This is a genomic window from Dyella sp. GSA-30, from assembly GCF_027924605.1.
Lineage (GTDB): Bacteria > Pseudomonadota > Gammaproteobacteria > Xanthomonadales > Rhodanobacteraceae > GSA-30.
Map to the genome: position 1 here is coordinate 4,139,707 of NZ_AP027042.1, position 13,502 is coordinate 4,153,208.

The 13,502-nt window shown below is 62.8% G+C and carries 12 protein-coding genes and 1 riboswitch; of the genes, 6 read left to right on the forward strand and 6 right to left on the reverse strand.

Going from position 1 to position 13,502, the window contains the following annotated elements:
• Positions 1-184: 184 nt before the first annotated feature.
• From QMG46_RS17265 to QMG46_RS17285, 5 genes are read left to right on the forward strand one after another with little or no spacing between them, the layout of a single operon-like run.
• Positions 185-880 carry a 2OG-Fe(II) oxygenase gene (locus QMG46_RS17265; protein ID WP_281849088.1) on the forward strand — a complete coding sequence of 232 codons (696 nt, stop codon included), beginning with the start codon at positions 185-187 and terminating at the stop codon, positions 878-880.
• Between the two features lie 47 nt (positions 881-927).
• Positions 928-1,680 (forward strand): tetratricopeptide repeat protein, encoded by a 753-nt coding sequence (locus QMG46_RS17270; protein WP_281849089.1) that lies wholly within the window; start codon positions 928-930, stop codon positions 1,678-1,680.
• Between the two features lie 11 nt (positions 1,681-1,691).
• Positions 1,692-2,444: a prolipoprotein diacylglyceryl transferase gene (locus tag QMG46_RS17275; protein WP_281849090.1), complete on the forward strand. Its 753-nt coding sequence runs from the start codon at positions 1,692-1,694 to the stop codon at positions 2,442-2,444.
• A complete protein-coding gene (locus QMG46_RS17280; RefSeq protein ID WP_281849091.1) occupies positions 2,429-3,865 on the forward strand; it encodes a radical SAM protein in 1,437 nt (478 codons plus the stop codon). Before QMG46_RS17275 ends, QMG46_RS17280 begins: the two co-directional genes overlap by 16 nt.
• Positions 3,862-4,227 carry a hypothetical protein gene (locus QMG46_RS17285; RefSeq protein ID WP_281849092.1) on the forward strand — a complete coding sequence of 122 codons (366 nt, stop codon included), beginning with the start codon at positions 3,862-3,864 and terminating at the stop codon, positions 4,225-4,227. The genes QMG46_RS17280 and QMG46_RS17285 overlap by 4 nt, the downstream gene beginning before the upstream one ends.
• Positions 4,228-4,237: 10 nt before the next feature.
• On the opposite strand, the gene QMG46_RS17290 is transcribed toward QMG46_RS17285, so the two are convergent.
• The 6 genes from QMG46_RS17290 to hrcA all read right to left on the reverse strand — a co-directional run bounded on the left by QMG46_RS17290 (position 4,238) and on the right by hrcA (position 11,567).
• Positions 4,238-5,245, reverse strand: coding sequence for a sodium:calcium antiporter (locus QMG46_RS17290; protein ID WP_281849093.1), 1,008 nt, complete (start codon positions 5,243-5,245; stop codon positions 4,238-4,240).
• Between the two features lie 88 nt (positions 5,246-5,333).
• Positions 5,334-5,486: riboswitch (yybP-ykoY riboswitch) on the reverse strand.
• Between the two features lie 46 nt (positions 5,487-5,532).
• A complete protein-coding gene (gene dapB / locus QMG46_RS17295) occupies positions 5,533-6,318 on the reverse strand; it encodes a 4-hydroxy-tetrahydrodipicolinate reductase (protein WP_281849094.1) in 786 nt (261 codons plus the stop codon).
• A gap of 205 nt (positions 6,319-6,523) precedes the next feature.
• Complete coding sequence (dnaJ, locus tag QMG46_RS17300) at positions 6,524-7,660, reverse strand: molecular chaperone DnaJ (protein WP_281849095.1); 1,137 nt, start codon at positions 7,658-7,660, stop codon at positions 6,524-6,526.
• Positions 7,661-7,796: 136 nt separating this feature from the next.
• Positions 7,797-9,722, reverse strand: coding sequence for a molecular chaperone DnaK (gene dnaK, locus QMG46_RS17305; protein ID WP_281849096.1), 1,926 nt, complete (start codon positions 9,720-9,722; stop codon positions 7,797-7,799).
• A 160-nt stretch (positions 9,723-9,882) separates the two neighbouring features.
• Positions 9,883-10,416, reverse strand: coding sequence for a nucleotide exchange factor GrpE (grpE, locus tag QMG46_RS17310; RefSeq protein ID WP_281849097.1), 534 nt, complete (start codon positions 10,414-10,416; stop codon positions 9,883-9,885).
• 89 nt (positions 10,417-10,505) lie between these two features.
• Entirely contained in the window at positions 10,506-11,567 is a 1,062-nt protein-coding gene (gene hrcA, locus QMG46_RS17315) for a heat-inducible transcriptional repressor HrcA (RefSeq protein ID WP_281849098.1), read from the reverse strand.
• 172 nt (positions 11,568-11,739) lie between these two features.
• Here hrcA and recN point away from each other — a divergent pair, with 172 nt between their 5' ends.
• On the forward strand, positions 11,740-13,413 hold the full coding sequence (gene recN, locus QMG46_RS17320) for a DNA repair protein RecN (RefSeq protein WP_281849099.1): 1,674 nt from the start codon (positions 11,740-11,742) through the stop codon (positions 13,411-13,413).
• Positions 13,414-13,502 lie beyond the last annotated feature (89 nt).

A 13,502-nucleotide genomic window follows, 5' to 3' on the forward strand; every position in this document is an offset into this window, starting at 1 on the left:
AAGTCCGCAAGCCGCGCTATAGCTGGCTTGAGGACCTTGGTAATGGAAAGTCTCAGGGCGGGTCGAAATGATAGGTGCAGGAGGCCTTTCTGTCCACCGGATAAAGCGTGAATGCGTTGCCAGAAGACCCCTTGCAAATTCATATGCGGCGCTACACTAGCGCGACTCTAGGAGATTGACCGTCATGAATGCCGCCGTCCTGCTCGATCCTGCCCGCCTTGACCGCCCGGACACGGATATTCGGCTGGAGCCGTTCCCCTTCATGATTGCGCACGGCCAGCTGCCGGACGACGCCCGTAACGACATCGAGCGCGATTTCCCGCGCTACGCGAGCGCTGGCTTCTTCCCGTACGACCCCAGCGACTGCGGCCCCACGGTCAACACCCTGGTGCAGAACCTGACCACCCCGGAATTTGCCAGCGCCGTCGGCCGCCGGCTGGGCATCGAGAATCTGGGCCAGTATCCGACCCTGGTCACCCTGTGTCGCTCGCTCAACAAGCGCCACGGCACGATTCACACCGACAGCAAGTCCAAGGTGGCCACGGCCCTGCTCTACCTCAACACGCAATGGCCGGACACCAGCGACGGCTGCCTGCGGTTTCTGAGCAAGATCGACGATATCGACGATATGGTCGCCCCGGAACTCACCCCGCTCTACGGCGAGTTCGCGGTGTTCAAGCGCTGCGACAACTCCTTCCACGGCCATCTGCCGTTCGAGGGCGAGCGCCGGGTGATCCAGGTGGCCTGGCTGACCAGCGAAGAGGAGAAACTGCGCAAGACCAAGCGCGGTAAGTTCTCCCGCGTCTTCAAGCGGATGTTCGGCTCGCTGGACCGCAAGCTCGGCTCCGACCGCGATCGCAGCGCGGCGCATCGCGACTGATCGGTTAAGCTTCACGCATTGACGCGTGCTTCTTTTGGGGAAAAGGCATGTCCCTCGTTTTTATCGTTTCGGTGCTGTTGCAGCTCGGCTGCGCCGTGCATGTCGTGCGCAGCGGTCGCCCGCTCTACTGGATCTGGTTGCTGCTGATCGGCTCGTATCTCGCCGTCGCCGTCTACATACTCGTCGCGGTCATTCCGGACATGCGCCACGATCCACGTGGGCGTCAGGTGACCAGCAAGGCGTTGCAGGCAATCGACCCGAAGCGTCGCCGCCGCGAGCTGCAGCGCAAGCTCGATATCGCCAATACGGTCGAAAATCGACGCAGGCTTGCCGAGGAAAGCCTGCAGGTGGGCGACTACGTCAACGCGCAGGAGCTGTATCAAAGCCTGCTGTCGGGCATGTACGAAACCGATCCCAACTTCATGCTTGGGCTGGCGCAATCGCAAGCAGGCAACAACGACTTTGTCGCCGCACGCGACACGCTGGAACGCCTGATCGCCGCCAACCCGACATTCCGCTCGCCCGACGGGCATCTGCTCTACGCGCGCTGCCTGGAAGAAGTCGGCGAAACGGATAAGGCGCTGGAGGAATATCACGTCCTCGCCGACAGCTATCCGGGTGAGGAAGGTCGCTATCGCTACGCGCGGTTGTTGCGGCAAGTGCAACGCGCCGAAGAAGCCCGTGACGTTCTGCAATCGCAGCTGCGTCGCGCAAAGGCCATGCCTGGCTACTACCGCCGTAAAGAGCAGACCTGGCTGAAAGCGGCCAAGCTCGAACTGGCGCAGATCGGCGATTCGTAAAGCCACACGCGATGACACCTGTCGTCCTGCACACGGTGTTCGAAATACTGGCGTATGCGGTCGGTTTTCGTACCTTTCTGTGGACACGCAAGCGTCTGGCCCCCTCGGCCTTTGCGCACGAGGACGAAGTAGCCTGGGTCGGCGTCGGCGCGATCGTCGGCGCGGCCCTCGGTGCAAAGCTGTCGTACTGGCTGGACGACCCGCTGACCGCGTTCCAGAACTTTCCCGACCTGCGCCATCTGCTCGAAGGCAAGTCCATCATCGGCGCACTGCTGGGCGGCCTTCTCGGTGTGGAGCTGTGCAAGAAGATCGCCGGCGTGCGGCAATCCACCGGCGACGCTTTCGTGCTGCCATTGACGGTGGGTATGTGCATCGGCCGCGTTGGCTGCTATCTGGCCGGCTTGAACGATCACACCTATGGCATTGCCACCACCTTGCCGTGGGGCGTGGATTTTGGGGACGGCATCGCAAGGCATCCTACTCAGCTCTACGAGATCGCGTTTCTGCTCGTGCAGTACGCGTGGATCCACGCCCGTCGCGCCGCCTTCGAACGACCTGGCGACCGCTTCCGCGCCTTCATGATCGGCTATCTCGGTTTCCGCCTGCTGGTGGAATTCATCAAGCCGGTTTTCTACACCTACCCAGGGCATGTCTCCGGCTTGCAGCTACTGTGCGTGGCCGGCCTGCTCTACTACCATCGGGACATACCGCCAATTGCGCGGCTTTTGCTCAGGGGACGAAGCAAGGTATGGGAGCCAAGGTAAGGCCGTATCTGTTTTACGACAGCGCCATTTCCATCTGCAGCACCTGCCTGCGCCGGGTGGAAGCGAAAATCCTGATCAAGGACGAGCGCGTCTATCTCGAAAAATGGTGCCCGCATCATGGCCGCGAACGCGTTCTGGTCGCCGACGATGCCGCCTACTACCGCCAGTGTCGCGAGCTCTACATCAAGCCGCCAGAGCTTCCGCAGCGTTTCAATACGCCGCAGCACTATGGCTGTCCGTACGATTGCGGCCTGTGTCCGGAACACATGCAGCATTCGTGTCTGACCCTGGTCGAGATTACCGATCACTGCAATCTGCGCTGTCCCATCTGCTACGCCGAAAGCGGCCCCCACCGACCGGGGTTTCGTGATCTGGCCACGGTCGAACGCATGCTCGACGCGGTCGTAGCCAACGAAGGCGAGCCGGACGTGGTGCAGCTTTCCGGTGGCGAACCGACCTTGCATCCGGATTTCTTTGCCATTCTCGATGCCGCGCGGCAACGGCCGATTCGCCATCTGATGGTCAATACCAACGGGCTGCGCATCGCCAAGGAACCCGATTTCGCCGCACGTCTCGCCGAGTATCAGCCAGGCTTCGAGCTGTACCTGCAGTTCGATTCGTTGCGCGACGAAGTACACAAGGACCTGCGCGGCGCCAAGCTGCGCGACGTGCGGCTCAAGGCGCTGGAACACCTCAACCGCCATGACATCTCAACCACGCTGGTCGTGACGGTCAAGAAAGGACTCAACGACGGCGAACTCGGCGAGATCATCGATTTCGCACTGACCCAACCCTGCGTGCGCGGCGTAACGTTCCAGCCGATCCAGGCCGCCGGACGGCTGGAAGGCTATGACGTCGAGCACAACCGCCTGACCTTGAGCGAAGTGCGCCGCCGCATTCTCGAACAAAGCACGCTGTTTCAACCGGACGACCTGATTCCCGTGCCATGCAATCCCGATTGCCTGGCCATGGCCTACGCACTGAAACTCGGCGACCAGATACTGCCGCTGACTCGTTTCGTATCACCGGAAACACTGGTCAGCAAGGGTCGCAATACGATCGTGGTCGAGCGCGACGAAGAGCTGCGCGCGCACGTGTTCGAGCTGTTTGCGACCAATCACTCGCCCGAGTCGCAGGCCTGTTCGCTGTCGGACCTGCTGTGCTGTCTGCCACAGGTGCAGGCACCCGCCGATCTGTCCTACCGTAACGTCTTTCGCGTGCTGATCATGCAGTTCATCGATGCCCACGGTTTCGATCTGCGCGCAGTGAAAAAATCCTGCGTGCATATCGCCCAGCCTGACGGACGCATCATTCCGTTCGACACCTTCAACCTGTTCTACCGCGACGACAAGGCCAAAAAACTTGCCGCGCTACGACAGGAAATCGATCAATTGCGCGCCATCGAGAGCACGATGCCATGAGCGACGAACGCATCCCCGATCCCTATCGACCGCCGCTGTCTCCCGAGCCAGGCATCGAGCCCGAGCCTCCCAAAATTGAAGGCTCGCTCGCCGCCGGCATCGGGCTTGCCTGGGTCGTCATGGTGCTGGGAGAAATCGTGCTCGGCGGCCTCGGTGTATCGGCCCATCCCCTCTTCCTGGGCGGCTGGTTCATTCCGCCGCTGGTCGTGGTGGTCTGGGCGATTTCATTGATCAGGCGCGGCGTGCGGCGAACCGGCAAGGGCATGCTGCTCGGACTGGCTTCCGTCGTTGCAGTCGTGCTGTTGCTGGTCGCCGCGTGCTTCGGCCTGTTGATGATGGGCGGTGGGTTGCACGGTCTGTGAACCGGGCAACTCACCCTGCGGTGAAATGCCAGACGACATAACCGGCAAACACCCCGTACAGCAAGCCAACCGGCATCAGCAAGCGCCCGTCCACGTTGCCACGACGGAACAGCCACCACAGGAAGATCACCGCGATACCGGTCAACACGCCGGCTACCATCAGCGGCGCATCGAACAGCCATGGCGTGGCAAACAGCGCCAGCGAACTGGGAATGGTCGCCTGGATCATCATCGCGCCGGAGATATTGGCCAACGCCAGACGCTCCTTGCCCTGACGTACCCAGATAAGCGCATTGAGTGTTTCCGGCAGTTCGGTGGCGACCGGGCTCAGCACCAACGCGACAAGGTGCGGCGATAGCTGAAATGCTTCACCGATCGCCTCGATCTGCTTGACGAAGGTGTGCGAGGCGATCGCGATGACGGCCAGCGCGAGCACGGTTTGCAAGGCGATCATCGACATCGCCGGGTTTTCGGCGCGTGGTTGGAATTTCAGCGGTTCAAGCGCATCTTCATCGTCCGGCACACTGTCGTCGTGCTTGAGTTCGCGCCAGACATAGAGCCCATAGGCGGCGATGAACAGCACACCGAGCCAGGGTTTGATCGCGAACACCACCAGACCCAAACCGCACTTCACTACGAAGATCGCCAGGAACCAGGATTGGTCGCGAGCGAGACGTCCGTGGTTGACGCGAACCAGATTATCCTTGCGCTGCAAGCGCTTTCGGTTGCTCCACAACGCAATGCCGACCACCGCATAGGCAATCGTTGCCAGCACCAACGGGCCACCCAACGCGGCACCGACGCCGATATCCTTTTGCTCGGGTGTGCGGCCAAATACCACCGCGACAAAAGTGACCGCGCTTTCGGGCAAGGCCGTGCCGAACGCAGCAAGCACCGTACCGGTAGCGGTCGCGCCGAGGCTGAGCTTTTGCCCGAACCATTCGACGCCGTTGACGAAATACTCGCAGGCGAGATAGATCGCACCGGCCGACAGCAGGAACAACAAGGCGATAAGCATATGAATCCTTGGCCGGGCGAGCGAACGTAAACCGATGGCACAACGACTCCGCTCGCCCGGCTAAAGGTGAGCTAAGTCGTGGCCAAAGGTCTCGCCGGGCCGGCGCAATCCTGAAGCACAAGATCGCGGGCCATCCGCACCATGAAGCATGCGCTTCAAGTCTGTTGACGCGGATTCCTCTGGGTAGGAAAGCGGTAAGGCCTTCCGGGAGCGAGGATGGCTACTCCCCAATGACTAACGGGCGCCATGGTAATGGCGCCCGTCGCTATCGGCAAGCTTGGGAGGCTTTAAGCGCCGCTGCGCTCGGCCAGCATGGCATCCAGGTCATAGGCGCCGTCAGGCTTGCCTGCAAGCCAGTGGGCCGCCTCGATGGCGCCACGGGCGAAGATGGAGCGGTCGGTGGCACGATGCCCCAATTCCACGCGTTCGCCCTGCCCGATCAGCATCGCGCTGTGCTCGCCGACGATATCGCCGCCACGAACGACGGCAAAGCCGATCGTGCCGGATTTACGCGGGCCTGGACGGCCTTCGCGGGTGTAGACCGCGTCCTGTTCCAGGGTGGTGCCACGCGCCTGTGCCGCGGCCTTGCCGAGCGAAAGCGCGGTGCCCGATGGTGCGTCTTCCTTGCGGTTGTGGTGCGCCTCGACGATTTCCAGATCCCAGTCGCGCAATGCTGCCGATGCCTGGCGCAGGAGACGTGTCAGCACTGCCACGCCAAGACTGAAGTTGGTGGCGCGCAGGTGTGCGATCGGCGCTGCGTTTAGACGCTGGGCAAGTGCATCATCGATGCCGGTAGTGCCGGTGACGAGTGCGACCTTGTTCGCTTCGCAGTAGTCCAGCGCGGCGACCAGACCTTCCGGGCCACTGAAATCGATCACGACGTCGAGGTTTTCGGGCCATGCGGTGGTGTACGAAAGCGCTTCATTACCAGGGAATACGGGCTTGCCTGCATGGCGTTCGCTGCTTATCGCCGCGCACAACTCGAAGCGCTTGTCGTCGCGAAGCAATCCAAGCAATGCCTGCCCCATGCGACCGGTGGCTCCGTTGACGGCGAGGCGGATGGGGGACGGCATGAGGTGTTTCCTTTTAAAGCGTCGATGCTATGAGGGTGTGAGGGAAGACAAAAGCCCCCCTCACCCCAGCCCTCTCCCCCGGCATAGCCAGGGGAGAGGGAGCATACCGAGGAGAACCTCATTATTTCGCACTTGCGTAACCTCGCTCCCTCTCCCCTGGCTTCGCCGGGGGAGAGGGCTGGGGTGAGGGGGAGCTCTCAACACCTCAAGACGTCACCCGCGACCAAAATTGCTTCACCCCATCCACCCACGACTTCTCGCGCGGCGTGTGCTTATGCGCTTCGCCGTTATTGAACGTCGCCTCGAGCTGCGCAAGCAGATCGCGCTGCTCCTTGGTCAAACGCACCGGCGTCTCGACCACGACGCGGCAGATCAGATCACCCGCACGCCCGCTGCGCACCGACTTCACGCCGCGCCCGCGCAAGCGGAACTGCTGACCCGTCTGCGTCTCCGGCGGAATCGAAATCGGCACTTCGCCATCGAGCGTCGGTACCGGCAATTCGGCGCCAAGCGCAGCCTGCGAAAAACGAATCGGCAACTCGCAATGCAGATCGTTGCCGTCACGCTGGAAGATGTCGTGCTCGCGCACGCGCATCTCGACATAAAGATCGCCGGCTTCACCACCGGCCGGACCGGCTTCACCCTGTCCGGTCAAACGAATGCGGTCGCCATTGTCGACGCCCGCCGGAATGCGCACGGACAAGGTACGTGTTTCTTCCAGGCGACCCTCGCCACGACACTGCCTGCACGGCTTTTCGATCGCCTGGCCACTGCCGCCGCAATGCGGACAGGCCTGCTGGATCGAGAAGATGCCGTTCTGCATGCGCACGCGGCCATGGCCCTGGCAGGTCTTGCATTGCGCCACCTTGCCGTCTTCCGAACCGGAGCCGTTGCAATGCTGGCAATTGACCTGGGTCGGTACGTCGATCTTCTTTTCGATGCCGAATACGGCCTCTTCCAGATCGAGCTCCATGATGTAGCGAAGATCGGCGCCACGACGCGAACGACTGCCACCGCGGCCGCCGCCCATACCGAAAATGTCGCCGAAGATATCGCCGAAGATATCGCCCATGTCGCCAAAACCACCGGCGCCACCGCGACCACCACCTGCACCACCCTCGAACGCCGCATGGCCATACTGGTCATACATCTGGCGCTTCTGCGCATCGGCGAGAATCTCGTAAGCCTCCTTGGCTTCCTTGAACTTCTCCTGCGCATGCGGATCGTCCGGGCAACGGTCCGGGTGGTATTTCATCGCCAGGCGACGAAACGACTTCTTCAGTTCGACCTCGGTAACCGTCCGTTCGACACCGAGGACTTCGTAGTAATCACGCTTGCTCATTCGTGTATCCGACTAAAGAACGCGCCCCACATGAACCCGCGCGACCATGAACACTTATCAACAAACAGCCCGCGCGAAGGGTATGACCCCCGGCGCGGGCTGCATTGGATCGGCAGCGCCGACCGGCCTATGTTACTTATTTCTTGTCGTCTTTGACTTCGGTGAACTCGGCATCGACCACGTCGTCCGGCTGCGCCGAGCCGTGCGGACCCGGGCCCGGCTGCGCGCCGGCGTCCGGCTGCGCACCGCCCTGAGCGGCCGCGTAAAGCGACTGGGCGGACTGCTCCAGCTTCTCGATCTTCGACTCGATCGCGCCCTTGTCGTCGCTGTCCTTGACCTTTTCCAGATCCGACAACGCACCTTCGATCGTGCTCAGCTGGTCGGCCGGAATCTTGCCGCCGTGTTCCTTGAGCGCGCTACGGGTCGCGTGAACCAGCTGGTCCGCCTTGTTGCGCGTGGCGACGAGCTCGTGGAATTTCTTGTCTTCTTCCTTGTTCGCCTCGGCGTCGGCGACCATGCGCTGGATCTCTTCCTCGGACAGACCCGAGCCGGCCTTGACCTCGATCTTCTGTTCCTTGCCGGTCTTCTTGTCCTTGGCCGACACGTGCAGGATGCCGTTGGCGTCGATGTCGAAGGTGACTTCGATCTGCGGCATGCCGCGCGGCGCGGCATCGATGCCGGAGAGGTCGAACTTGCCCAGCGACTTGTTCGCGCTGGCACGCTCGCGCTCACCCTGCAGCACATGCACGGTCACGGCGGTCTGGTTGTCGTCGGCAGTCGAGAAGACCTGCGAGGCCTTGGTCGGCACGGTGGTGTTCTTTTCGATCAGCTTGGTCATCACACCACCCATCGTCTCGATACCGAGCGACAGCGGGGTGACGTCGAGCAGCAGCACGTCCTTGACCGAACCACCCAGTACGCCGCCCTGGATGGCCGCGCCGACAGCGACGGCTTCGTCCGGGTTGACGTCCTTGCGCGGCTCCTTACCAAAGAAATCCTTCACCGACTCCTGCACCTTCGGCATACGAGTCTGGCCGCCGACCAGGATCACTTCGTCGACGTCGGACACGCGCAGCCCAGCGTCGTTCAACGCAGTGCGGCACGGATCGATGGTGCGCTTGACCAGGTCTTCGACCAGCGCTTCGAGCTTGGCGCGGGTCAGCTTGATGTTCAGATGCTTCGGACCGGAGGCATCGGCCGTGACGTACGGTAGATTTACCTCAGTCTGGTGCGAGGACGACAGCTCGATCTTGGCGCGCTCGGCGGCGTCCTTCAGGCGCTGCAGCGCGAGCGGATCCTTGCGCAGGTCGATGCCCTGGTCCTTCTGGAATTCTTCGACGAGATAATCGATGACGCGCATGTCGAAGTCTTCGCCGCCCAGGAACGTGTCGCCGTTCGTGGCCAGCACTTCGAACTGCTTCTCGCCGTCGACTTCGGCGATCTCGATGATCGATACGTCGAACGTACCGCCACCCAGGTCGTACACGGCGATCTTGCGGTCACCGCCCTTCTTGTCCAGACCGTAAGCCAGCGCAGCGGCGGTCGGCTCGTTGATGATGCGCTTGACCTCCAGACCGGCGATGCGGCCGGCGTCCTTGGTCGCCTGGCGCTGGCTGTCGTTGAAGTAGGCCGGCACGGTGATGACCGCTTCGGTCACCGTCTCGCCGAGATAGTCTTCGGCAGTCTTCTTCATCTTCGCCAGCACCTTGGCGGAGATTTCCTGCGGCGCCATCTTCTTGCCGTCGGCAGTCTGCACCCAGGCGTCGCCGTTCTCATGCGCGACGATGCCGTACGGCACGATATGCAGGTCTTTCTGTACTTCCGCGTCGGTGAACTTGCGGCCGATCAGGCGCTTCACCGCGTAGAAGGTGTTCTTCGGGTTGGTCACGCCCTGGCGCTTGGCCGGCGCACCCACCAGGACTTCGCCGTCCTTGGTAAAGGCGACGATGGACGGCGTCGTGCGATCGCCTTCCGAATTCTCGATGACCCGGGTGGTGCTGCCATCCATGACGGATACGCAGGAATTGGTCGTGCCCAGATCGATACCAATGATCTTGCCCATGTGCTCTGACTCCAAAAATTTCTAAGCGGCCCCCGCGGCCGCGACTGGTTTCTAAGTGGGGCTCGGCCTTGGCGATTCAATCGCGTCAAGATTTCCGAACCCCGGGTTCGTCGCTACCGTCACCGGTGATTCAGGTGCCGGCCGCGCCGTGTGTGCTCGATCAATCCTTGGCGACGGCGACCAGCGCCGGGCGCAACAAGCGATCGTTCAGCACATAGCCTTTCTGCAACACACTCACCACGGTACCCGGCGCCTGCCCAGGCGCTTCGACCATGCTCACCGCGTGATGGCGCTCCGGATCCAGCGGCTGGCCGAGCGGATCGACCGGCACCAGACCGTTGTTCTGCGCAATGCGCAGCAGTTCCTTCAGGGTGAGATTGATGCCTTCGCGAACGGTAGCGATATCGCCGCTTTCCACCGCCAAGCCGCGCTCCAGACCGTCGTAGATCGGCAGCAGCTCGTTGAGCAATTTTTCGTTGGCAAAGCGGCGCGCCTGATCCAGATCGCGCTGCAAACGACGGCGCTGATTTTCCAGCTCCGCACGCTCGCGCAATACGCCATCGCGCAACTCCGCATTGCCTGCTTCCAATTCAGCGACACGCTGCTTCAGTGCGTCGAGATCGGCCTGCATGGCTTCACTCGCCGCGGTGGCTTCCGGCGTATTTTCCGGCGCCTGCGAATCGTTGTTCTGCATGAAAAACTCCAAGCCTCATCCAGGGCCGGCATGATTTTGCATACCGACCAGTAAACTTAATGCGGGTGAATCCCGCCTCCCAAACGGCTTTATGAGGCCGTTGCCGCCCGATTCAAGGCATCGCTGAGCAGCCCGGCCGTGGCTTGTACCACAGGGATGACCCTTTCGTACGCCATTCGGGTCGGACCGATCACACCGACCGCCCCAAGCACACGCCCTTGCGCCCCATAACTGGCGGTAACGACGCTGCAGCCGTCCAGCGCCGTAAAGCCCGATTCCTCGCCGATAAACAGCCGGACACCCGGCGCCCTGGCGCACACTTCCATCAGTTGAAGCAGCTCGTTCTTCTTCTGAAAGGCCTCGAAAAGCTCGCGCAGGCGATCGAGATTGGCCAACTCCGAATAGGACATCAGATTGGTCTGGCCACTGACCAGCACGTCATCGCCTTCGCTATGTGGCGCAAACGAGGCGGCGGCCAGTTCCACCGTGCTGGACAACAGACGGTTGAGCTCGCTGCTGGCCTCTTTGAGCTCGCGCAGCAGATGCGTGCGGATATCGTCCACGCGCAAGCCGGCGAAATGGGTATTGAGATAATTGGCCGCCTGCTCCAACTCCCGCGCATCAAGCTGCTTGGCCAGGCGCACGATACGGTTCTGCACCTGGTTATCGGAGAACACCAGGATCACCAGCACCTGGTTGTCGGGTAAGGGCACGAAGTCGATATGGCGCAGCGGGAAATCGGCCTGGCGCGGCACGGTGACTACACCGGCAAACTGGGTCATCGCCGACAGCAGCGTGGACACATTACCGAGCAGATCGCGCGTGGTCGTCGGGCCCGGCGGCAGTTCGCGGCGCAGGCGCGCCATATCCTCGCGCGGCAGCGGCTGCAACTCGATCAGGCTGTCGACGAACAACCGCAGCCCGCGGGGCGTCGGCACGCGACCGGCCGAGGTGTGCGGCGACACCACCAGGCCGGCTTCTTCCAGGTCGGCCATGATGTTGCGGATGGTGGCCGGGCTGACATCCAGGCCCGAGGAGCGCGATAGCGTGCGCGAGCCCACCGGCTCGCCATCGACCAGATACTGCGCAATCAGCGTGCGCAGCAAGCTGCGGGCGCGGGCATCTAATTCATGGCCGAAGAGTTGGGGCATGCGCTGCTGTGGCAATCCGTGAGACAGAGAAGAAATAAGGTGTGCGGGGGAAGAATGCAAGGAAGTCAGGCTTCGACCTCCTGGCCGACCCAGGCCGGGTCACCCTGGACGACCTGCTTACCGCCCCATCCATCAATCCGTACAATCCACCGACTCACTGATACAGCGCGCCATGCTCACCTCCCTCTATGTTCGCCATTTTGCGGTTGTCGAAGAAGCCGAGATCGCCTTCGGGCCGGGCCTGACCGTGGTCAGCGGGGAGACCGGCGCCGGCAAGTCGCTGCTGGTGGACGCCTTGATGCTGCTCGCGGGCAGCCGCGCCGATAGCGGCATGGTGCGTGCCGGCAGCGATCGCGCCGAGCTGGCCGCCGAGTTCGACCTGGCCGAGCTTCCCGACGCACGCGCCTGGCTGGCACAAGAGGAGCTGGACGAAGAAGGCACCTGCCAGTTGCGCCGCGTAATCCGCGCCGAGGGCAGCTCGCGCGCCTGGATCAACGGCCGCCCAGCCAATGCCAGCCAGCTCAGCGAGCTGGCCTCGATGCTGGTGGAAATCCATGGCCAGCACGAGCACCAGGCGCTGCTGTCGCGCAGCCATCAGCTCGCGCTGCTCGATGCCTACGCCGGCCACGATGAGCTGCTTGCCCAGGTCCGTGAGGCTGCCCAACAATGGCGCGCCGTGCAGGCGCGCATCCAGTCGTTGAGCGGCGGCGACGATCGCGATCAGCGCATCGAGTTGCTGCGGCACGAAGTGGGCGAACTGGAAAAATGGGCCTTGCCCGCCAGCGAAATGGCCGAACTGGAAGCCAGTCACAAGCGCCTGGCCAACGCCGGCCGTCTGGCCGAAGGCGCATCCGGCGTCAGCGAGATGCTCGACGGCGACAGCGAGCTGTCGCTACGCCGTGGGCTGGCCCGTGCGCAGGCTGAGCTGATCAAGCTCGCCGCGCTGGACGACAAACTTCAACCGCTGCTGGAGCTGCTCGATAACGCCAGCATCGAACTGAGCGAAGCTGCCGATGGTCTGGGCCGCTATGCGCTGGATGTCGACCTCGATCCCGAGCGCTACAACGAGGTGGACACGCATCTCACCCGTCTGCATGAGCTTTCCCGGCGGCATCGCCTGCCGGTGGCCGAGCTGCACGAGAAGGCGGCGTCACTTGGCGAGGAGCTGGCCCAGCTCGAAGGCGCGGGCGAAGCGCTGGAGCAGCTCGATCGCCAGCGGGAGAAGCACCAGCGCGACTACCTCAAGGCCGCCGGCACATTGAGCCAGGCGCGCACCGATGCCGCGACCCGGCTCGGCCAGGAAGTCAGCGTGCTGATGGGCGAGCTGGGCATGGCCGGCGGCCGCCTGGTGGTGGAGCTGGAGTCCACCGGAAATGGCGAGCCCGACGCACAGGGCCAGGAGCGCTGCGAGCTGCTGGTCAGCGCCAACCCGGGCCAGCCCCCGCGCGCGCTACGCAAGGTCGCCTCCGGCGGTGAGCTGGCCCGTATCAGCCTGGCCATCGAAGTGGCGACGCTGGGCAAGGACACCGTAGGCAGCATGGTTTTCGACGAGGTCGATACCGGCATCGGCGGCGCCGTGGCCGAGGTGGTCGGCCAGAAACTGCGCGCCCTGGGCGGTCAGCGCCAGGTGCTGTGCGTCACCCATCTGCCGCAGGTCGCCGCGCAGGGCCACGCGCATCTGCGTGTGTCCAAGCACAGCGACGGCGAGAGCACGCAGACGCGCATCGACAAGCTCGACGCTGGTGGACGCCGTGATGAGCTGGCGCGCATGTTGGGTGGTGTGGAGATCACCAAGGAAACGCGGGCGCATGCCAAGCAGATGTTGGAGCGGGCGCAGACGGCCTAACGGGATTCTCGAAAAACCTTAGTTTCCATCGTCGCCCCGGCGAATAGGACAGGTTTTTCGGACCTCAGAAGCTGCTTCTTCACACAGCC